Source organism: Levilactobacillus namurensis DSM 19117 (assembly GCF_001434785.1).
GTDB classification, from domain to species: domain Bacteria; phylum Bacillota; class Bacilli; order Lactobacillales; family Lactobacillaceae; genus Levilactobacillus; species Levilactobacillus namurensis.
The window spans coordinates 16,285-36,235 of the sequence record NZ_AZDT01000024.1; the positions used below are offsets into that span (position 1 = coordinate 16,285).

General features: G+C 51.9%; 17 protein-coding genes and 1 pseudogene. 5 read left to right on the forward strand and 13 right to left on the reverse strand.

Features of this window, described 5'->3' with window-relative positions:
* Window positions 1–59: 59 nt before the first annotated feature.
* The gene (locus tag FD30_RS04540) at window positions 60–1,016 is read right to left on the reverse strand and encodes a 3-hydroxyacyl-CoA dehydrogenase family protein (RefSeq protein WP_056944077.1); all 957 of its coding nucleotides are present in this window, start codon (window positions 1,014–1,016) and stop codon (window positions 60–62) included.
* Window positions 1,017–1,390: 374 nt separating this feature from the next.
* Between FD30_RS04540 and FD30_RS04545 the strand changes: the two genes are divergently transcribed.
* Window positions 1,391–1,642, forward strand: a complete 252-nt coding sequence (locus FD30_RS04545; protein WP_056944078.1) for a hypothetical protein — start codon at window positions 1,391–1,393, stop codon at window positions 1,640–1,642.
* A gap of 64 nt (window positions 1,643–1,706) precedes the next feature.
* On the opposite strand, the gene FD30_RS04550 is transcribed toward FD30_RS04545, so the two are convergent.
* Window positions 1,707–2,603 carry a hypothetical protein gene (locus tag FD30_RS04550; RefSeq protein ID WP_056944079.1) on the reverse strand — a complete coding sequence of 299 codons (897 nt, stop codon included), beginning with the start codon at window positions 2,601–2,603 and terminating at the stop codon, window positions 1,707–1,709.
* Between the two features lie 161 nt (window positions 2,604–2,764).
* Between FD30_RS04550 and FD30_RS04555 the strand changes: the two genes are divergently transcribed.
* Entirely contained in the window at window positions 2,765–3,013 is a 249-nt protein-coding gene (locus tag FD30_RS04555) for a hypothetical protein (protein WP_056944080.1), read from the forward strand.
* Between the two features lie 104 nt (window positions 3,014–3,117).
* Here FD30_RS04555 and FD30_RS04560 read toward each other — a convergent pair whose 3' ends face one another.
* From FD30_RS04560 to FD30_RS04570, 3 genes are all read right to left on the reverse strand, one after another.
* Window positions 3,118–3,852, reverse strand: coding sequence for a TPM domain-containing protein (locus FD30_RS04560; protein ID WP_147000028.1), 735 nt, complete (start codon window positions 3,850–3,852; stop codon window positions 3,118–3,120).
* A gap of 231 nt (window positions 3,853–4,083) precedes the next feature.
* The gene (locus FD30_RS04565) at window positions 4,084–5,205 is read right to left on the reverse strand and encodes an NAD(P)-dependent alcohol dehydrogenase (protein ID WP_024748051.1); all 1,122 of its coding nucleotides are present in this window, start codon (window positions 5,203–5,205) and stop codon (window positions 4,084–4,086) included.
* A 347-nt stretch (window positions 5,206–5,552) separates the two neighbouring features.
* The gene (locus tag FD30_RS04570; protein ID WP_056944082.1) at window positions 5,553–7,193 is read right to left on the reverse strand and encodes a peptide ABC transporter substrate-binding protein; all 1,641 of its coding nucleotides are present in this window, start codon (window positions 7,191–7,193) and stop codon (window positions 5,553–5,555) included.
* Between the two features lie 670 nt (window positions 7,194–7,863).
* Between FD30_RS04570 and FD30_RS04575 the strand changes: the two genes are divergently transcribed.
* Complete coding sequence (locus FD30_RS04575) at window positions 7,864–9,066, forward strand: PrsW family glutamic-type intramembrane protease (RefSeq protein WP_056944083.1); 1,203 nt, start codon at window positions 7,864–7,866, stop codon at window positions 9,064–9,066.
* Between the two features lie 66 nt (window positions 9,067–9,132).
* Here the strand turns inward: FD30_RS04575 and FD30_RS04580 are convergent, their stop codons facing one another.
* The 6 genes from FD30_RS04580 to FD30_RS04605 all read right to left on the reverse strand — a co-directional run bounded on the left by FD30_RS04580 (window position 9,133) and on the right by FD30_RS04605 (window position 15,240).
* A complete protein-coding gene (locus tag FD30_RS04580; RefSeq protein WP_056944084.1) occupies window positions 9,133–10,689 on the reverse strand; it encodes a bifunctional metallophosphatase/5'-nucleotidase in 1,557 nt (518 codons plus the stop codon).
* Window positions 10,689–11,501 (reverse strand): phosphonate ABC transporter, permease protein PhnE, encoded by an 813-nt coding sequence (gene phnE, locus FD30_RS04585; RefSeq protein ID WP_056944085.1) that lies wholly within the window; start codon window positions 11,499–11,501, stop codon window positions 10,689–10,691. Before phnE (FD30_RS04585) ends, FD30_RS04580 begins: the two co-directional genes overlap by 1 nt.
* The gene (gene phnE / locus FD30_RS04590) at window positions 11,501–12,295 is read right to left on the reverse strand and encodes a phosphonate ABC transporter, permease protein PhnE (RefSeq protein WP_024748044.1); all 795 of its coding nucleotides are present in this window, start codon (window positions 12,293–12,295) and stop codon (window positions 11,501–11,503) included. Before phnE (FD30_RS04590) ends, phnE (FD30_RS04585) begins: the two co-directional genes overlap by 1 nt.
* Before the next feature lie 2 nt (window positions 12,296–12,297).
* On the reverse strand, window positions 12,298–13,074 hold the full coding sequence (phnC, locus tag FD30_RS04595; protein WP_024748043.1) for a phosphonate ABC transporter ATP-binding protein: 777 nt from the start codon (window positions 13,072–13,074) through the stop codon (window positions 12,298–12,300).
* Window positions 13,075–13,152: 78 nt separating this feature from the next.
* The gene (locus FD30_RS04600) at window positions 13,153–14,106 is read right to left on the reverse strand and encodes a phosphate/phosphite/phosphonate ABC transporter substrate-binding protein (protein WP_056944086.1); all 954 of its coding nucleotides are present in this window, start codon (window positions 14,104–14,106) and stop codon (window positions 13,153–13,155) included.
* A 402-nt stretch (window positions 14,107–14,508) separates the two neighbouring features.
* Window positions 14,509–15,240, reverse strand: coding sequence for a glucose 1-dehydrogenase (locus FD30_RS04605; protein ID WP_056944087.1), 732 nt, complete (start codon window positions 15,238–15,240; stop codon window positions 14,509–14,511).
* A 194-nt stretch (window positions 15,241–15,434) separates the two neighbouring features.
* On the opposite strand from FD30_RS04605, the pseudogene FD30_RS11755 reads away from it, so the two are divergent.
* Window positions 15,435–15,533: pseudogene (locus tag FD30_RS11755) on the forward strand (MerR family DNA-binding transcriptional regulator); the annotation flags it as partial.
* 316 nt (window positions 15,534–15,849) lie between these two features.
* On the opposite strand, the gene FD30_RS04610 reads toward FD30_RS11755, so the two are convergent.
* Both FD30_RS04610 and arfA read right to left on the reverse strand, forming a co-directional pair.
* Window positions 15,850–17,307, reverse strand: a complete 1,458-nt coding sequence (locus tag FD30_RS04610) for a glycoside-pentoside-hexuronide (GPH):cation symporter (RefSeq protein ID WP_225426489.1) — start codon at window positions 17,305–17,307, stop codon at window positions 15,850–15,852.
* Window positions 17,308–17,325: 18 nt separating this feature from the next.
* Complete coding sequence (gene arfA, locus FD30_RS04615) at window positions 17,326–18,801, reverse strand: arabinosylfuranosidase ArfA (RefSeq protein WP_056944088.1); 1,476 nt, start codon at window positions 18,799–18,801, stop codon at window positions 17,326–17,328.
* 200 nt (window positions 18,802–19,001) lie between these two features.
* Between arfA and FD30_RS04620 the strand changes: the two genes are divergently transcribed.
* Entirely contained in the window at window positions 19,002–19,901 is a 900-nt protein-coding gene (locus tag FD30_RS04620; protein ID WP_056944089.1) for an ArsR/SmtB family transcription factor, read from the forward strand.
* Window positions 19,902–19,951 lie beyond the last annotated feature (50 nt).

Genomic DNA, 19,951 nt, shown 5'->3' on the forward strand with positions numbered 1-19,951 from the left:
GGCGTAAAAGTGACCCCCGAGCGAGAAGGCTTGGGGGTCACTTGATTGAAGTTTAGTGATTAAGATGGGTTTTCAGTATCGTGATCAGCCTTTAACAAGGCTAACAAGTCGGCATCCCGTTGGGCGACCAATTGTTGACCCGCAGCGCCCGTCCAGTTATAGAAGCCATGGCCGGACTTCAGCCCCAGCTCGCCGGCCTGAACTTTCGCCTGGAGGACGGGGTCCGTGCCGGTGTCGTTGGCGAGGTCCTGGTAGAGATAGCTCGAGATGTTGGTGAAGACGTCTAAGCCGCCCAGGTCCGCACTGGCAATGGGTCCGACTAGGCTCCACCGCCGACCGAGGCTGTATTTGATGATGTCGTCGACCGCTTCCGGCGTGGCAATGCCTTGATCAACAATGTGCAAGGCTTCCCGTAAAACGGCCAACTGAATCCGGTTTCCCACGAAGCCCAGGGAGGCCTTCTTAAGCGGCACGGCGTGTTTGCCGATGTGGTTCATCAGGTGGACGGTCAGGTCGACCGTAGCGGTGTCCGTAGCCTGTCCCGGCACCACTTCGACCAGTGGCATCAGTTGGGCGGGGTTCCAGAAATGAGCGACCACGAAGCGCTCCGGATGGGCTAACCCGGACTGTAAGGCAGTGGGGTCCAGCCCCGAAGTGTTGGTCGCCATGATGGTATTGGGTTGGATGACCTGCTCAATGGCCTGCCAGACGGTTCGCTTGACGTCCAGGTTCTCCGTGATTGATTCGATGATGAAGTCGGCGTGGGCGAAGGCGGTCTGGAGGTCGGTCGTGGGGTGAATCCGTTCGAGAATGGTAGCGGGTTCCTCGGCTAGTAATCCGGCGCGGTCGAAGGTCGCCAGGTCGTGCTGAATAGTCACGATTCCCCGGTCCAAGCTGGCGGAATCCTGGTCGAAGAGGTTGACCGGATACCCGTGCATCGCAAATTGTAAAGCCGTGGCGTGCCCCATGGTGCCGGCGCCCACGTTACCGATAAGGTTCACATTTTTCAGGTCCATTGGTAAAACATCCTTTCTTTTAAAATGGTTAGTGGGATTTGTGTTTAGTATAGCATGCGGGGACTTGCGACCAGTGGGGGATGGCTTGCCGGAACGCCTAGATGACCACGGTTAGGGCAGATTGAGGTCAACTGAGGAAATTTAGACTTAGCGCAAAGGGCCACAAGTGGTTAAATTTCGTAAGTTTAAAAATTGTAGGCGTTAACGATGACCAGTTGATAATGGTTGAATGGGGTGGTTTTAGTAACGTTTGCTGATTTATTGTCCGATTATGGTTTAACTTAAGGAATTATTTACATTATATAATTGTATTACGGTCAACAAACGGGTAGAATTAAGTCACTGAATAAACGGTTTCGAAGGAGTGTGACGGGATGACCCGATGGAAAAAGTATGGTATCTATGTCTTGTTATTGGGAGGTCTTGTCGCCTTCGTCTACTTAGGTCGGCAAACGACATCGGCGCAACAGCCGATCCAAGAGGTTCAGCTGGTGAAGCGGACCAACGTTAAGCATACGGACGAGTTAAGTAACTATTCACCGGACAAACGGTACCGGTCAGGCGACCTAGTGATCAAAAACGGGAGCATTTACGAAGTTCACGTGGTGGCCAAAGATAAGCATTAGGTGATAATCTGAACGCAAAAACGGCTTTCCGCAGAAGCGGGAAGCCGTTTTAACATGACGTCGTTTAATTGCTGGCACCGTCGTATCCGATGAAGGTGTAGTAGGGAACGCCGCCAATCTGGTAGAGACTGTCGAAGGTTCCCGCGATTCCGCGCAAAGGATCACCGATAATGTGCTGCGGTTGGTGGCGGTTCTTGATGGTCAGCCGGTACCGCGCCGTTCCGGATGCATGCACCGCGGTGGTCCGGAGTCCGGGTAGGGCGTGCTGGGTGTAGAGCTGGCGATAAGGATCATGGAAGACGGTCTTGGTAATCTTGCCCTGGCTAGTGGGTGCCTGGTAGAAGCCTAGCCCACCCCGTACCGTGTGGTCGTAAGTTAAAAGTTCCACATAGCCGTCCGGTGTTACCCGCACACTGGTCGACGTGGGCTCAATGGGGCTGATGGCCGCCGCGGCCCCGCCCGCGTAAAGGTCACCGTGACTATAGGCGGGCATATAGCGGGGACAGTGGACCCGTTTAAAAGCCCGTAGTTTCCGCGCGGTGGTGATTACCGTGGGCGTATTATCCGTATCGCTGGTGGGGTCGATCGTGTAGCCTGCTGGTTGGGCCGTGGCCAAACGATGATGGCTCAGGCGCGACGTGTAAATCAGGAGTTGCGGTTGCAGGCGACTCCCAACTTTATGGGTGGTGAGGTAACCCGCCGCCACCGTGCCCTTGGGCAGGGTCAACGAACGCATGACGCGACCGCCGAATTTGTGGGTGGGCACGTAAGCGGCCTTAACCGTGGTGGTTCGGGTGGTCTGATAGTATTGGCTGAGGTTGAGAAAGTTTGAGCTGGCCGTGTAGTGGCCTACTTTGACCAGGGAATTGGGGCGTTCGGTCTGAGCGGCTGCCGGCGTTCCCGCCATGAGCGCTAATCCGGCAATCAGGAATGCCCCGCTAATTTTTAACCATTTATGCAATGCCACGGCCTCCTTAAAAACTGGTACTTCTAGTATACCGTAGCGTGACGAAAAAATAAGGGACCGGCCTTAAAATGTTTCATGTGAAACGAAATTGGGGGTGACAATTCGGGGACCAATTTCGTTAGTAAACGTAGATGCTAAGAAAGGAGCCTCCCGATATGGTCCAAGAAAGTCATAGAATTCAATTGACCAGTGGGTACGCCATCTTGACGGCACAGCAATGCACGGTGTACGCCCATGGCCAGGTCGTGGCGCCGGCCCTGACGCTACGGCAACAGCGGACGTTTCTACGGGAGTTACGCCAATTGCGGGCGGCGTTACAGGCCGTATACCAGTTAGCGCACGTCCAGGTTCAGGTGACCAGTCAGTCCCACCGACCGTTGGTGGCCCGGTTGCGGTTTGAATAGGAAGACTGGTTTTTGTAAGGTTATCACCGGAAAATTTCCCGGGAAATTATCGTAACTTTCAAAAAACGCCAGCCCAGAAATTTTCGGGTTGACGTTTTTAGGATTTACCACCGGTAGTCGTCGTGATCATCGTGGTCGCCGCCAATCCAGCGGCCAAACATGTACGAAGTCCAGGCACCATAGTAGTCGTTGGAAGGGTGGTCCGCGATGGTCCGCAGAGTGCTGTGAAAGTCGTGGAAGAACCAGATGACCCCGCACAACAATAGGGGCGTCAGAATCAAGAAAGCCAGGAGATCTCCGCTCATGCCAGGCTTGATTTTCTTGACGTTGGCGACGTGGTGGTCGATGTAATGGGCGTACCGGTTGAAGAACTTCATTGCCGATTTACCGGTTCCTTGCTTATTGGGGAGGCGGCTGGTGATCCACCACCGTTGGAGATCAGAGATGCTGCTGGTCAGGTCATCGGACGGGGAAATAATGGTGTGCCAACCGTTGTCGGGGTAGACCACAATCACGGAGACGTGTTTTTCCAGACGGGTCTGGCGTGAGGTCACCGCGTATTCACTATCGCCGGTGCTTGGGTAGACCGGGGCCGTCCGTTGGGCTTCACGGTGGCGCAAGCGGTCAGCGAGGTCGTTACCAGGAGTCTTAAAGGGGTCGCTGTAATCATAGCTGGACAGGAAGCCGTCGCCGGGGAGGTGCCGGTAGGTGTAAACCCAGAGTTGCGGGTGGTGCCGCGAAGTAGCCCAATCGGCGTTGGTGGTGCGAATCTGTTCGCGTTGTTGGGCCGTTAAAAGGTGTGCTTGGTCGTGGACCACGGTCGCCGCCTGTCCAGTCATGCTTCCCAAGCCTGAGCTACATAAACCAATTATGACGCCGAGTAACCACCGTTTGACACCCATCATCCTGACTTCCTTCCGTATCGCCATCGTTTTGAACGGTTCAGGTCCTTAGTTATTTTAATTATAGCAAATCTTTGCGGGCATTGATTGGTCAAAACGACCCACTCTTAGGCGAGTGGGTCGTTTCGGGTTGAATAGGTATGTTGAAAAGGGACACCTTGAGTAAAATTATTTCCCGGGTTGATAAGCGTCGTCGATAATCAGGACGGGCTTAATGGTCTTCCCGGAACGGGAATCGGCGTTGGCCTGGTTGATATCACTGAACTTGTAGAACTTTTCAGTCTTATCAAAGTCGAATTGACCCGCCTTGTAGAAGTCGATCAACCGTGGAATGTCGACTTGTGGAATGGAGTCACCCATGTTGACCCCGACAATCTTCTTGTCGTTGACACACAGGTCGTTCCAGGTATCCACGTCGATATGGTTTGGCGTGACCGCAATCGTGGCGGTAGTCCCACCTTGGTCGAGGACTTTGATGGAGTCTTCCATGACCTGGGTAACCCCGGTGGTGTCGACGGCGTAGTCCACACCTTTGCCGTCGGTCAGGTCTTGGACGGCCTTGACCACATCGGTGGACTTACTGTTGATCACGTCCGTAGCGCCCAGTTCCTTGGCTAAGGCTAACCGGGAGTCCACGATATCGATACCGATCACCTTGGTGCAGCCCGCAATCTTGCCGGCCATCATGGCAGCTAAGCCAACGGCACCGGTCCCGAAGACGGCGATAGTTTCGCCGGGACGGGGTTGTAAGGTGTTCAGAACGGTCCCAGAACCCGTGACGTAGCCACAGCCTAAAGGTCCGAGCTTCCGCAGGTCAAGCGTTGGGTCCACCTTGACCGCGTTCCGTTCCCGGACCACCGTGGTCGTGGTGAAGGAGCTTTGGTCGAACATGTCGGCGACCTGGTGACCATTTTCAGTGAAGTGGGCGCTGCCGTCGGGACGGGTCCCGGATAGGTTGTTCGCGGCGTAGTTTTCACACTGGGTCGGAATCCCCTTGAGGCAGCTCTTGCAGTTACCACAGGCGTAGAAGCTCAAAACGACGTGATCGCCGGGCTTGAATTGGGTAACTTCGGGACCCACTTTCTCGACGATTCCGGCACCTTCATGGCCTAAGACGATGGGGTAGTCGATGACGGCGTCCCCGGTCCGCAGGGCTTCGTCGGAGTGGCAGATCCCACTGGCGACCATGTGGACTTGTAAGTCGTCAGGTCCCATGTCGGCGAGTTCAACGTCGTCCCGAATCTCAAAATCAGCATCTTGTTTCTCAACAACTGCAGCTTTAATCTTCATATGTAACACCCCATTAGTAAGTATTAAGAGAATACGTGATTATTATCACACATTTTGGGATAAATGCAAGCGCTTTCAGGAAGGCCCATTAAAGCTGATTTGGTGAAAGGACGCGTGATATTGGTCTTGAACCGGGATGTAAATTTTGAAATTTTTTTAGTTTTTCGAGTAACTACTTGTGAAAAAATAATTTTCAAAGAGCTAGCCGGATTAGGGTGATTGGATGGAAGCAAACACGTTTATAACAGATATTGCGGTCGCGAGTTTGAAACTTAAGTTGTCGTGAACCTTGGTCAAATAAAAAGTAGTACGCCATCAATCGCGTACTACTTACACTATAGTAGAAATTAATCAACGTAAGCCGTGCGGTAATCCGCTTGGCCGTTGAACTTGTTGTAGACTACGCCCTTGACGTTGGGGTCAGCTAAGATGCTGGTGCGGGCGTCGTAGAGTGGCGTGACGGCCTGATCGGTCATGGCCGTTTTGGCGGCTTTGACCAGGTCTTGGTAGCGTTGCGCTGGCTTTAAGGCGTCAGCACCTTCGGCCGCCTTTAGGGCGTTGTCGTAGGTCGTGCTGCGGTAGTGGCCCATGTTGGAATTATTGGTCGATTCCAGAATCTCTAGGGAGTTGATTGGGTCGGCGAAGTCCATGCTCCAGCTGGTCAGGTTGGCTTCAAAGTTACCCTTGGAAACGGCACTCAGCATGGATGGGAACGGAACGGCCTTGATGCTGATGGTCAAATTTGGCAGTTGCTTCATTAAAGTGGTTTGTAGGTATTCCGCAATCTGTTGGGTGGCGTCGTCGTCTCCGCAGGTCAACGTCAACTTGATCTGTGACCGGTGCAGTTGCTTCAGCGCGGTCTGGAAGTGGGCCTTAGCTTTGGCCGGTTGATAGCTGGCGGTATTGGCGACCGTGGCGTCTTGAGTGAAATCAGCGCTGGTTTTGGGATTCTTGGCCATGTTCCGAACGGCAAACGTCGCGGCGGGCCGGGAGCCATTTTGCAGGACCTTAGTCACCAACTGTTGCCGGTTGACGGCTAGTGAGAGTGCCGTGCGCAACTCCCGGTTCGCAGTCAGCGGGTTCTTCTGGTTGTATTGGATGAAGCCGATGCGGCCGGATGCCAAGGTCTTTAAGGCCTTGTTGGTCTGATTTTGGTTGGCCTGTTCACCGCTCAGCGTCACTTGCGCGAGCTTATGGGATTGGTAAAGGTTGTACGAGGTCGAGGGGGACTTGATGACTTGGTAGTTGATGGCGGTCAGCTTAATGGCGTGCTTATCCCGGTAAGTCGGGTTCTTCTTCAACGTCCAAGTGTCGTTGGTCCCGTTCCAGCCGCTGACCGTGTACGGCCCGTTATAGACGGTGGTGTCTGCGGAAGTCCCGTACTTACGGCCGTATTTGTGGACCGCCTTAGGATCCAACGGGTAGTAGGTGGTGCTGGCCAGCATCTGCTTGAAGTAACTGGCGGGCTTGGCTAACGTGATCTTGAGTTGGTACTTGCCAGTCGCTTGGACGCCCAATTTCGACGGTGCTAGTTTCCCCGCCGCGATGGCGTTGGCGTTTTGGATGTTCGCAAACTGGTAGGTGAATTCAGACTTGGACTTGGGGTCCAGGGTCCGTCTCCAGGAGTAGACGAAGTTCTGGGCGGTCACGGGATCGCCGTTGCTCCACTTGCCGGTGGTCTTCAGGTCGATGGTGTAGTGCTTGCCGTCTGGTGAAACGGTGGTCTTCTTGGCCAGGGCGTTGACGGCCTGACTGTCGGCGTTCAACCGGTAGAGACCTTCGCCCGCTTGTTCGAGTTGCCCGCTGGAGACGCTATCGGTGATGCGCGCGGTGTCAAGACTAGTGATGGGTGAGGACTGGTACAGGTTGATGCGTTGGGCTGCAGCTTTAGGTGTTTCCGCTGAGTGGGCCTTAATGGCGAAGGCGCCGCCGATTAAGACGATGCCGCAGATTGCGATAGTGGTGGTTTTGCGATTGAATATGCTCATAAATGTAGCCTCCAAAGATAGTTTTGTCTGGGTTTGCGTACAAATCTGAGCTTTGCCATCGTGTGAACATAAAGAATTCCCCCTCGGTTAAGTGTAAACAAAAACCGCCCTTAACAGCCAATGCGTTAAGGACGGTCAAATTAACCGCGGTACCACCTTAATTGGGTCCGGGTCCCTCAAAAAGACCCCGCGCCCCACCTCACAGGAGACCAACATCTCCCTGACAACTGACGTATGTCGCACGTCTTCCCGTACTGCAATTGGTTCGGGGAAGCCCTCGGTGGTCCATTTACTTACCTGCGTTCGGCCGCACTCTCAGCAACGGCGGCTCTCTGGACGGGCACGATAAGCTTGATCTCCACTTCAATGGTTTGTTTCGGACGATTCTTGAATTGAGGCTAGTGTACCCCCGCTAACCGGGGGTGTCAACCGGAAAATTTAACTTGCAAATGCGGGAAAGCGGGGGCCTATATAGAAGAAAATGGGGGAATGCGATGTAAAAATTTTTTAGGCGCGGGGGCTGATTGGTCGGGGGTTAGGAACATCTCGTGATTTAGGGATTTGAATCGGTAAAGCTTTAATCGTTCCTAGAAATGGTTTCCTGCTATAATCAAGTTATGCCATTATTCCAGATAACCGTTTTTAAAACGGTAAAGGAGTCTGATTTTTTATGAAGTATTGTCCAAATTGTGGCCATCCGGTGGCCCCCACGGCCAAGTTCTGTCCCGCTTGTGGGCACGCATTGCCGGGGGCGCAACAGGCTACGTCGTCGACCGGGACGTCAGCGAATGCAACCGGGGAACCGACGGGAACGGCCAGCAATCAGAGCGCGAGTGCCCAGTCACAACCGGGCACCCAGGTTCCGCCTCGGCAGCACCGCGAATCCCTATACGATAATGCCACGTCGCGCTTAAGCCACTATACCGGAGAGGATGGTGCCGTTAAGGTCAACCTCGCGGCCATGTTCTCTCAGGTCTTGCGGCACCATTCCAAGTCGGAAGCAGAGTCGATCTTTATTGCGGGCACGGAGACCACCACGCCGACCCTCGACCAGATTTCCGGGGACTGGGCCAAGCCGTGGCTGTTCTCCCGGATCCTGGTAGGCTTCCTGATTGCCTTTGTCGCCCTGCTGTACATGCTGGTGGGGCTGCGGAACCCAAACGCGATTCCCGGCTTGATCTTAGTAGGGGCGTTCGCCGTGCCTTTCTCGGGGCTGGTCTTCTTCTTTGAAGCCAACGCGTTTAAAGACGTGAGTTTGTTTGAAGTCGTGAAGATCTTCTTCATCGGCGGCATCTTATCCCTGATTGTCACGCTGTTTCTGTACGAGTTCGTCAGTTTCAGTCAGACCAGTCAACTGACGGGTATGCTGACGCTGGGCGATTCGCTGTCGATTGGGATCGTCGAAGAACTGGGAAAACTCCTGATTACCAGTTACTTCATCAGTCGCTTGAACGTCCAGCACATCCTCGACGGGTTGCTGATTGGTGCCGCTGTGGGCGCTGGCTTTGCGGCGTTTGAAACGGCCGGGTACATCTACCGGGCCGGTGGCCAGTTGGTCGACGTGGCAATTATCCGGGGCTGGTCCGCGATTGGGGGGCACCTGGTCTGGGCAGCCATCGCCGGCGGGGCCATCATGGTGGTCAAGCGGACCAAGCCGTTTCAGGTCAGCCAATTGCTCGACACCCGCTTCTTGGTCTTCTTCCTGTTGGCCATCCTGTTCCACGCGGCCTGGGACTGGGACATTGGTCTGATTGGACCGTACTTCAAGCTACTGGTACTGATTGTTCTGGCCTGGATTGTGGTCTTCGTGCTGATGAATGCCGGGTTAAAGGAAATCGGCCATCTGCAACAAGCGGCGAAACGGGAATCTTAATCTGAATGAACGTCTCGAAAAAAACGCGGCGACCAGCTAATTGGTCGTCGCGTTTTTTGGCATCCATTAATGCAGAATCGTTAAGTTATACGGTTGTTCCCCAGTGACGTTGGGGTGGGCCGTCAAGTAGTCTTGAATCAGCTGGGCAACGGAGACGTTGATCTCCCGGATGATTTTGCTAGCCCGGAACATGGGGTACTCGCCCCCACCGTTTCCCCGGTACTGGTTCATAACGATGTCGAGTTCCTGGTCGTCGGCGACCGGTTGGCCGTGGTAGCTAAGTGCCCGTAACCGTTGGCCGACCGGCTGGGTCAGGTCGAACGTGTAGTCGATGCCGGCGTAGATGTCGTAGTTGTACAGCGCGAGCTTGGGCGTCGTGAAGGTGTCACTAACGGTAATCTGACCGTCTTGAAGCGTGAAGAAACTGGCGCACCGTTCTAGCGCCGCTTTGAGGTCGGCGCCAGTGACCCGCTCCACCACCAAAGTGTTGGGGTAAGGGTAACTGTTGAGGACTTGGCGCCGGGTCACGGTGGTGCCGAACCCCTGTACGTCATCGTTGAAGAGGGCGGTCGCGGCGATGTCGACCTGTCCGGCCGCGGCTTCAACTTGGTTGATGAAGTTCAGATAGGGGTGGCCGTGCAAGCGTGCGGCGAGGTGGTCGGTCACTTGGAGACTGGCGCCCCCAATGTGGCCCACGGGAGTGTCCAGCCAATCTTGCGTTTGGTCCTGCAACGGTTGCAACTGGGCACTTAGCGTTGTATCGGGGACGACCTTCGCGGTGCTCAACAGGGTGGCGCGGTGGCCGACGACCTGGTTGTCGCCGTCTAAGTCGAGCTCGATTTCGCCCACAGCAACGGCCTTGTCGCCCGGTTGGGTCACGGGAATCTCGTGGTAAACCCCGGCAATCAAGCGGTGTTGGTGGCCGGTGATCAGCGCGTCAATGCCGGGGACTTGGGTGAGTAACTGGTACCCCTCATTTTCCCCCGTGATTTGTTCGGTAGGTTGACCGGTGGTGAGGTCGGCTTCAAAGCCCCCGTGGTAGGCCACCACGACCAGGTCGGCACGTTGCTTGAGCTTGGGTACCCAGTGTTGCGCGGTCGCCAGGGCGGACTGGAAGGTCAATCCGGTCAAGTGGCTAGTGGGTTCCCAGACCGGAACGTAGGCGGTGGTCAGCCCCAGAACGGCGATTTTTACGCCCTTTTTCTTAAAAATCTGGTAGGGAGCGTCGATGATGCCTTGGGCGTGGCCCCCGTCGATGTTAGCGCCCAGTACGGGATAGTTGCGTTCGGCTAGGCAATTACGTAAATAGTCCAGACCATAGTTGAATTCGTGGTTCCCCAACACACCCAAGTCGTAGTTAAGTGCCTGGGGAATTTTCGAGAGAATTTCCGCCTGTTCGGGCACGGCCGTGGCCAGGTAACTGTCGAAGGATGAGCCCTCGATCCAGTCACCGTTCTCGATGGTCAAGACGATGTCATCGGGTCCCGCCTGAGCTTGAATCTGGCGAATCAACGTCGCGGCCCGTAACCAACCATATGGCCGGTGGTCGTCGCGCTGACTGTAGTTGGTGGGGTAGAGAAAGCCGTGAACGTCACTAGTGGAAAGAATCTTGAGGTGACGCATTAAATCAACTTCTTTCGTAGTTGTTCCGAGAGGGTGTCAATCAGGAGGACCATCACGATGATGCCCAGCAGGATGATGCCGACCCGGGGCCAGTTACGCGTTTGAATGGCAAAAATCATAGGTGTCCCAATCCCTCCGGCGCCAACCATCCCCAAGATAGAGGCGGACCGCACGGCGATTTCAAACCGGTACAGGGTGTAGGAGATGAATTCTGGCATGATGGTGGGGATGGTAGCTAGCGCGAAGATCTGCGTCCGGTTACCCCCGGCACTGGTGATGGCTTCCTCAGCGCCCCGGTCCATATTCTCGAGTGATTCACTGAAGAGCTTCCCCAGCATCCCAATCGAGTGGATACTGATGGCCAAGACCCCGGCGTAGGAACCGGGTCCGACGGCTTTAATGAACATGATGGCTAAGACGATTTCGGGAAACGTCCGAATTAGCGTCAGCATGACTTTACCGCTGCCGGAGCGGAGGTGCCAGCGTTCGTGCAGGGTGCGGGCAGCCCAAAAGGCGAAGGGCACGCTGATGAAGGCGGACACGATGGTCCCCAGAAAGGCGATGGCTAGGGTCTGTAGCGTCAGGCTGGAAAGGTCTTCGCCGCTGCCGTTATAGACGTAAGCCCAATCGGGATGGACTAAGCCTTTCCCGATGGACTCGGAAACGGTCTTGGCCGATTCCTGGAGTCCGGTAAAGTGCAGGCCGGTAATGGCCCAAGTATAGATGGCAATGATGATGGCGACCCAGATCAGCCACCGCCAGCGTTGCCAGAGTGACCGGGGCGCAAATTCGTGAGATAACGTGGTTTGCATTAGAGTAGGACCCTCCTTAGGTGATTGCTGATGCCGTCAATGACCATGACCACGACCAAGGTCGCTAAGATGATCACCGCGGTGGCACTGTAGTTGAATTGGTCGAGGGACCGTTGGAGGTAGACCCCGATCCCGCCGGCTCCCAGGTACCCTAAGACCGTGGAAGCCCGGACGTTGATTTCCAGGGTGTATAGGAAGTAGCTGACGAATTGGTTCAAGATCTGCGGCAAAACGGCGTACCAGATGATGGTCACCTTGCTGGCCCCCACGGACTTCATGGCTTCCAGTGGGCCCATGTCGATAGTTTCGATGACTTCATAGAAGAGTTTGGAGACCATCCCGAAGGAGAAGATGGCCAGTGTGACGACCCCGGCCGTGGAACCAATCCCGAAGACGGCCACGAAAATGGCGGCTAATAAGAGGTCGGGGAGCGTCCGGACCAGGTCCAAGACCAACCGAATCAGGCCACGCAGGTACTTGTTGCTGACCAGGTTGTGGGCGGCTAAGACGGAAAAGGGTACGGCGAAGGCCGCCCCGATGGTGGTCCCCAGAATGGCCATCTGAATGGTCTCATAGAGGGGTTGAATGATCACAGAAAGGTAATCCCAGGCTGGATGGGACATTTGCACTAATAAAACGGTGAACTGGTCGATGTTGGCCAGGAACATCCCGAAGTTGGCGCCGGTCGCCCAAGATGAGAGGACCAGGAGAATGATCAGGCCAACCACCCAGGCAATGGCCTGGACGTGGTACCGTTGGCGCCAAGGGCGTTGTGGCATCTCTGGATAGGACATGATTACGCCTCCGAATCTGTCTGGTAGACGCGGTCGAGGGCCGCAGTCGTGACATCAGCAATGTCTTCGTCGTAGACCAATTCACCGGCTCGCAGCCCCACGATGCGGTCGGCGTACTGTTGGGCTAATTCAACGGAGTGCAGGTTGACGATGACGGTAATACCGTCTTCGCGGTTCAGCCGTTGGAGCGTGTCCATCACGGCTTTAGTGGTCCGGGGGTCTAGTGACGCGATGGGTTCATCGGCCAGGATAATCTTAGGCTCTTGCATTAGGGCCCGCGCGATGGCGACCCGTTGCTGTTGCCCACCGGAGAGTTCATCGGCCCGGGTGAAGAGCTTGTTGGTCAGGCTGACCCGCTTCAGCGCTTGGAAGGCCCGCTTGCGGTCGTCGGCGCTAAAGAGGCCCAGGACACACTTCCAGGTCGGGTAGTACCCCACCAGGCCGGACAAGACGTTCTTTTCAACCGTGGAGCGCTTCACTAAGTTGAAATTTTGAAAAATCATGCCGATCTTCCGCCGCAGTTGGCGTAAGGCCTTGCCTTTATAGTCGCTGACGGATTCGTTATCGACCAGCACCTCACCGGACGAGATTTCGTGCATGCGGTTGATGGTGCGTAGGAGGGTGCTTTTCCCGGCTCCGGACAGACCAACGACCACTAAGAACTGACCACGGGGGATATCGAAGTTGATATCCTTTAAGCCAACGGTCCCGTTACTGTAAATCTTGTTGACGTGACGAAATGAAATGATTGGATCGGATTGAGTCGCTGTTGCTTGCATCTAAATTTCCCCCTCGTAAAAAAGCAGCAAGGTACGTCATCAACGTCCCTTGCTACTCTTTCTTGACGTTAGCACGTACTACTTATTGAGTGCTTCCGCTTTCTTATCGTAATCACGAATGATGTTAAAGTTGCTGTCTTTGGAGTCGGCGTAACCTTCGTGAGAGTACACGCTGGAAATGATGGCGTGACCCTTCTTGGTCTTCGCAATGGCCTTGAAGGCTTCAGCAACCTTCTTTTGCCATTTAGCGGTCATGTCGCCCCGAACCGTGATGGTATCGTTTGGAATCTTACCCGTGGTGTAGATTGGGACCACTTGACTCATGATGTTTGGCACATCTTTCTTGACCAGGTTCCGGGCACCTTGGAAGACGAAGGCTGCGTCCGTGTTCTTGTTGTATACGGAGAGCACCCCTTGGTCGTGACCCTTGACTTGGACCGTCTTGATCCCGTCTTTGTTGACGTTGATGCCGTGTTCCAGCAATTCAACAGCTGGGAAGATCCAGCCGGCAGTCGACGTGGTGTCTTGAACGGCAATCTTCTTGCCCTTCAGATCCTTGATCGACTTGATCCCGCTGTCCTTACGAACCAGAATCTGGGAACGGTAGTAGTTGACCAATTGTTTAGTGGCTTGGTCGTTCGGTTCCTTGACCCCGTAACGTTCGGCTTGCAGAATCGCCTTGTCGTGGTATTGCTTGTGCGCGAGGACGTAAGCGTCAGGTGGCAGGAAGCCGACATCGACTTTCTTGGACCCCATGGCTTCGACAATCGTGTTGTAGTCCGTGGAAACACTAACGGTGACAGGAATGCCTAATTGTTTCTTCAACAGACCTTCCAGTGGCTTAGCTTTGGCCTCAATCGTTCCGGCGTTGGATGAAGGGACGAATTCAACGGTCAGCTTCTTAGGGGTGTATCCCGCAGAAGATGAGCTGGTTGAACTGGTGGCCTTACCACAACCGAACAAAGTGATGGGCAATACTAAGAGGGCTAATCCGAGTACGGCAAATCGTTTAGCCTTACCTCGCAAATGCATGTATCTCACTCCTCAGATATGTAATTTAGCTGCGTTTGATTCTTTTTCATTCTAGCAGAATCCCGAACTTTTGCAATCTAAAACGGCTATAAATTTCGTTATTAAATATTTTATATTTAGTTAAATTCCGTTAAACGGGAACGTAAAATGTAAAACCTGAACGTTAAAAAGTTTTTCGCCCCGACCCGTTTGAAAATGTTATGACCTAACAAAAGTTATTTTCATAAATTTTCAGGACAAAAAAGTTCCCCTATCAGTGGTTAATAGGGGAACTCGGCCGTACGATTTTGTGAAGCTACAAGACGCGTTTGGGGGAGTGGTGTAACGCAACTGGTTGCGTCTAGCGTGACCAGACGCCATCGAAGGGGTGCGTTACCGGATTCGATGTCCCACTTGGTGAGGCTATTGGGCGGTCAAGCCGCCGTCGAAGACGAATTCGGCGCCAGTCGCGTAACTGGAGTCGTCAGAGGCCAGGAACAGAACGGCCTTAGAGATTTCTTCGGGTTGCGCTACCCGCTGGAGTGGGATCATCTTGGCGAACTGTTTAACGGCTTCGTCGGTGTCTCCTTGGTGGATCATTGGCGTATCAATGACTCCTGGATGGACGGAGTTGACCCGGATACCGTAGTGCGCCAGTTCTAGTGCGGCGGCTTTACTGAACCCGCGGACGGCGAATTTGGTGTCCGTGTAGCCCACGGCGCCCCCGACTAAACCGTTGATGGAGGAGACGTTAACGATGCTGCCGTGGTGCTGGGCTTTCATGGCCGCAGCGGCGAACTTAGTCCCCAAGAAGACGCTGAGCTGGTTGATCTTGAAAATCTTGAGGTAGTCGTCCGTGCTAACGTCGAAGAGGGACTTGGAATAGGTGATGCCGGCGTTGTTGACCAGAACATCTAGGTGGCCGAATTGGCTAACAGTCTGGTCAATCACCTGGTGCCAGTCGGCTTCGCTAGTCACATCGTGGGCCATGAAGTGCGCGTGGTCACCAAGCTTATCCGCTGTGGCTTGACCTTCCGTGGCGTTGACGTCGGTGAGGACCACCGTAGCCCCGTGATCAATAAAGGCTTTGGCGTGACTGGCGCCCATCCCTTGGGCAGCACCGGTAACGATAACAACTTTTCCGTTAAAATCCATGAGGGATTCCTCCTATATAAAGTGTCTGTGGAACCGTTTTCTATTGAGCAAGTTTACGCCTTTTATTGGGAATTACAAGCTAAATGCTAGGGCGGTTTTTCTGGTACATGGTGGCTAAGTTTTGTCTTTTACAGGGTGCTACGCTATGTTAAGGAACTTGGAAAATGAAAGGGAGTTAACGAATGACTTACTAAATCGGTCAGGTGGCTGACAAGACAGGACTTAGTGCCTATACGTTGCGCTACTATGATCACGAAGGCTTAATGCCGTTTGTGCAGCGGACTGCGGCAGGACCGGCGCTGAAAGATATTCGGCACGTCGTTGAGCCGGTATTGTTCAAGGCTCAACGTGACCGGGTAGATACGTAGATTGTCCAGCTACAGACTTACTGGCGCAAGATCGATTACAAAGTTCGTTATTTTGAAGTGGGCTTGTGAAGCCGGTACAGAAGTGGTGATTGAAGGTAATTGTCACTTACTCGGCATGCCTATCCGCATTAATGATGCACTACGAGTTAAGTGAATGTTTCACGTGAAACAACAGAAAATCGTCTCTTGAATCCCGTATTTTCGGGTTCTAGAGACGATTTTTAAGAGTTAAAATTGGAAGCTAATCTTGCTTTCCTGAAGTGATTTGTTGCTGTAATTGATCCACGATTTCGGCATGCTTCTTTTCAGAAATCTTAACCTTGTACAGGTAAATAAATAAGGCGAGAACGTGGAACAGTAATCCAGCCCAGAAGGCGACCAACTTGAATAAGGTAATCCCGCCACTAGTGATTGATGCGGCTGTGGCCGTTCCGGTCATACCGGCAGCAACGGCGACCCAACCAACAACGGCGTTAGAGATAGCACTTGACATCTTGTCCAACATTGGGCGGATTGCCAAGGTCACGGCTTCGTTCCGACTGCCGTTCTTTAGCTGACCATATTCAATCGTATCAGTCAGGGTCAAGATAACGGCCATGAAGATGAAGCCTTGAGGAATGTAGTATAGCAACATGGCGATAATGACCATCGTTAAGTTATCAGTAGAAACAATCAATAGAATATATGCAAGAATCATGGCGCACATACTGATGGCGTAAATCATCTTACGGGAGACCCACTTATTAATAATGGGATAAAGCGGTGACGTGAAGAACCCGGCGACTGTTGGAATGGCACCGGTAATCCAGAATAGTCCAGGCTTATCCATCACGTACTTAAACATGTAGAACATTAGGCCGGCTGTAGCGGCGTTTCCGAACCCATAAACCAAATACGGTAATGCCGTCCAGAGCATCTGGTCGTTGTGGGAGAGGGCCCAGAACATATCTTTCAAACTGGTCTTTTGCTTGGTCACTTCTCGTAAGGCGTTATGCTTTTCGTGCGTTCCGAAAGCGACGATGAATGAGCAGATGATTGCAACCAAGGCAATAATGATGGCAAAGGCCGTCCAACCTGCTTGGCCTTCATTGTGCTTACCGGTAGCGAGAAATGTGAAGTAGGTAACCACGGGAACGACCATCATCGTGACGATGTTTTGACCAAAACCGGTGAAGTTTGCGGAAGCCGTGTAAAGAGACCGTTCATGGCTATCTTCAGTCAGTGCAGGAATCATCCCCCAATAAGAAACATCCCGGAAAGAGTAAAAGATATCAAAAATAATAAATACAGGAATGAATAAGATCATGAACCAAACGGGACTGATTCTAGATAGACCGAAAATACCGGAGAAGAAGATGACTAAAAGAATGGCTGAAACAGTTCCTGCACCAATTAGCCAAGGCTTAAATTTTCCCCACTTAGTGTTGGTGTTATCAACAATATTTCCGATAATTGGATCAATGAAAACTTCTGCAATTCGGATAACAAAAACTAATCCGGTAATGATAGCAATAAACCGGTTGGCTTGTCCTTTGGGTACGCCAGTGAACATTGCAGTGGTGACGTAAACCATAAAGTATGTACTGAATGTCATGGATAATGCAGAACCACCAATGTTTCCACAAGCAAAATTAAAAATTGACCAGAAATTTTTATGATGAGTGGGGTGGGTGGTCGCTGTATGGTTTGTAATTTCCATTTTAAGTTACCTCCAAATCTAATTATTTTTTCTTAAACGAATCACGTTCCAAGAAAAGGCGGGAAGTGTGAGGTCGTTGTAGGTGCTATTCAGCTGATGGGGCGTGCACTGGGATTCTTCTGAGTTTTGAAAATGGGGATTGGGCCCTTGGTAGCAAATATGATTCAGCACATTAAACCGTGCTTGTCCCAGATTTAACTTCAGGTGCATGGCGTCAGTTTGATGGCGATTAATGGCAAAGACGGTATAGTCGTTGTCGGTGTTCTGGACAACGATAGCGTCTAGATAAGGAACGTGGCCAAATTCAGGAACATCGTAGTGGTCACTTTGCAGGTTGGTCCGAAGAACCGTTCCCCGAGCATACTTAGAGACATGCATAATTGGGTAAAAGATGGTCTGCTTAAACATGCCAGTCGAACTCGTCATTATCGGCGCAATAACGTTGACCAGTTGTGCGAAGCAAGCAATTTTAACCCGGTCGGCATGTTTTAAGAGCGTGATTAGGGATGACCCCACTAAGAGGGCGTCTTGAAAATCGTACTGGTCTTCTAATAGCCTGGGAGCTTCTTGCCAAGGACTAACTTTGGCTGTGTCGTCGTTTGAGTGGTACCAAACGTTCCATTCATCGAAGGAAATGTTCAGAACTTTATCGGACTTTTTAAAAGCTTTAGCGGCATCACAGAGGGCAACAACGGAATTAATGAATTGGTCCATTCGAATGGCTTTAGCGATGTGATGCATGGTTCCCTGATCTGGTTTGTCGTAGTACTGATGCATAGAGATGTAGTCCACGTTGTCGTAGCACTCGTCTAAAACCTTGAGTTCCCACTTACCGAACGTTGGTGTCGCCTCATTAGAACTACCACAGACAATCGTTTCAATGGTGGGATCCATGAGTTTCATGGCTTTAGCCGTTTCATTCACAAGTTCGCCATATTCGTGGGCGGTTTTGTGCCCAATTTGCCAGTTAGCATCCATTTCATTGCCTAAACACCAAGTTTTAACGGCATAGGGTTCAGGGTGTCCATTTTTGCGCCGCTGGTTGGCCCAGTGGGTGTCTGTCGTCATGTTGCAGTATTCCAATAAATGGCAAGCTTCCGGGATACCGCGAGTTCCTAGATTGACGGCCATCATGGGTTGCGCGTTGATTTTCTGTAGCCAAGCCATGAATTCATCGAGTCCGAATTGATTCGTTTCGATACTTTTCCAAGCCAAATCGATTTGTTGTGGTCGTTGACTTTTGGGCCCAATACCGTCTTCCCAGTTGTGGCCGGATACAAAGTTACCACCTGGATAGCGGATCATGGGGACTTGTAATTCCTTAATCGCTTGGATGACATCTTCCCGGTAGCCGTCAGTATCCGCAAGGGCGTTACCGGGATCAAATATACCGCCGTAGACGCCCCTTCCTAAATGTTCAACTAGTGAAGATGTTAAGCGCCGGTCAATTTTAGCTATGGGAAAAGCATCCGACGCAAATAGTGTTCCATTCATTTGGCATAACCTCCTTACAAAATAAATGTTACCGCTTACAAATGAATAACGTCAATCGATTATTCGTGCTATCATGGACTAAATAGCGAATTTAGGTGGTTTAGTTCATAAAAACATGGACAAAATCGAATGAATTTAACATGATTACACTCGATAGTAAAGACTAATATGAACTATCTATAAGAAAGGGCAGGTGTGAGATGGAAGTTGAGTTGAGTGAGACGCACTTAGGATTGTTTAAGGCGTTGGCTAGTCCTGTGAGAATCAAGATTATTCAAATATTGGCAAAGCAACCCATGAATATCAATGAATTGAGTCAGCGTTTAAGTCTGAGCAAGTCGATTGTGAGCATGCACATTCAGAAATTAAATGCGGCCGGAATCATTTCCGTTGCGAGTCGGCCGGCTAAAAATGGTCGTCAGAAGATTTCAGAGTTGAGCGTAAACTATATTGGCATCAAGTTATCAGATAGCTTTGAGCGGGCTTTTTCGCACTATGACGTCGAGATGCCGGTGGGACATTTCACGAATTGTGCCGTAACGCCGACGTGCGGGCTCGCAACTAAGCAAGATTATATTGGCAACTTAGATGATCCGCAGTATTTCATGGATCCTCATCGGGTAGAAGCCAGTATCCTATGGTTTTCCAGTGGATTCATTGAATACAAAGTTCCTAATTTCTTGAAGGCGACCCAGAAGCTCCAACAAATTGATATTAGTATGGAAATCAGTTCTGAATTTCCCTTTGCGAATAATAATTGGCCTTCGGATATTTCGTTCGTGTTGAATAATACTGATTTAGGCATTTGGGAAAGTCCCGGTGACTATAACGACCGTCGCGGAAAATTGAATCCATCGTGGTGGACCAATAATATGAATCAGTATGGGTTATTAAAAACGCTAGAGATTACGCAACAGGGGACATTTATGAACGGTGATAAAATTTCGGAAGTCACCGTTAAGAACTTTATCCGTCAATCGGAATATTGGAATTTAACGTTTAAGGTGGAAAAGACTGCGGATCATCCTGGGGGGCTGACAATTTTTGGGAAGGACTTTGGGAATTACCCGCAAGATATTAAATTTAAGTTTTACTCCTGAATTATTCACCAGAAACTCCAAAATCCCCATCAAACACATGATTCAAGTGC

Excerpts from the sequence above, each read along its gene's own strand:
- FD30_RS04570 (WP_056944082.1), bottom strand. The coding sequence starts at position 7,193 with ATGAGCATATTCAATCGCAAAACCACCACTATCGCAATCTGCGGCATC.
- FD30_RS04610 (WP_225426489.1), bottom strand. The coding sequence starts at position 17,307 with ATGGAAATTACAAACCATACAGCGACCACCCACCCCACTCATCATAAA.
- FD30_RS04540 (WP_056944077.1), bottom strand. The coding sequence starts at position 1,016 with ATGGACCTGAAAAATGTGAACCTTATCGGTAACGTGGGCGCCGGCACC.
- arfA (WP_056944088.1), bottom strand. The coding sequence starts at position 18,801 with ATGAATGGAACACTATTTGCGTCGGATGCTTTTCCCATAGCTAAAATT.
- FD30_RS04545 (WP_056944078.1), top strand. The coding sequence starts at position 1,391 with ATGACCCGATGGAAAAAGTATGGTATCTATGTCTTGTTATTGGGAGGT.
- FD30_RS04560 (WP_147000028.1), bottom strand. The coding sequence starts at position 3,852 with ATGACTGGACAGGCGGCGACCGTGGTCCACGACCAAGCACACCTTTTA.
- phnE (WP_056944085.1), bottom strand. The coding sequence starts at position 11,501 with ATGCAAACCACGTTATCTCACGAATTTGCGCCCCGGTCACTCTGGCAA.
- FD30_RS04575 (WP_056944083.1), top strand. The coding sequence starts at position 7,864 with ATGAAGTATTGTCCAAATTGTGGCCATCCGGTGGCCCCCACGGCCAAG.
- phnE (WP_024748044.1), bottom strand. The coding sequence starts at position 12,295 with ATGTCCTATCCAGAGATGCCACAACGCCCTTGGCGCCAACGGTACCAC.
- FD30_RS04605 (WP_056944087.1), bottom strand. The coding sequence starts at position 15,240 with ATGGATTTTAACGGAAAAGTTGTTATCGTTACCGGTGCTGCCCAAGGG.
- FD30_RS04555 (WP_056944080.1), top strand. The coding sequence starts at position 2,765 with ATGGTCCAAGAAAGTCATAGAATTCAATTGACCAGTGGGTACGCCATC.
- FD30_RS04565 (WP_024748051.1), bottom strand. The coding sequence starts at position 5,205 with ATGAAGATTAAAGCTGCAGTTGTTGAGAAACAAGATGCTGATTTTGAG.
- FD30_RS04580 (WP_056944084.1), bottom strand. The coding sequence starts at position 10,689 with ATGCGTCACCTCAAGATTCTTTCCACTAGTGACGTTCACGGCTTTCTC.
- phnC (WP_024748043.1), bottom strand. The coding sequence starts at position 13,074 with ATGCAAGCAACAGCGACTCAATCCGATCCAATCATTTCATTTCGTCAC.
- FD30_RS04600 (WP_056944086.1), bottom strand. The coding sequence starts at position 14,106 with ATGCATTTGCGAGGTAAGGCTAAACGATTTGCCGTACTCGGATTAGCC.
- FD30_RS04620 (WP_056944089.1), top strand. The coding sequence starts at position 19,002 with ATGGAAGTTGAGTTGAGTGAGACGCACTTAGGATTGTTTAAGGCGTTG.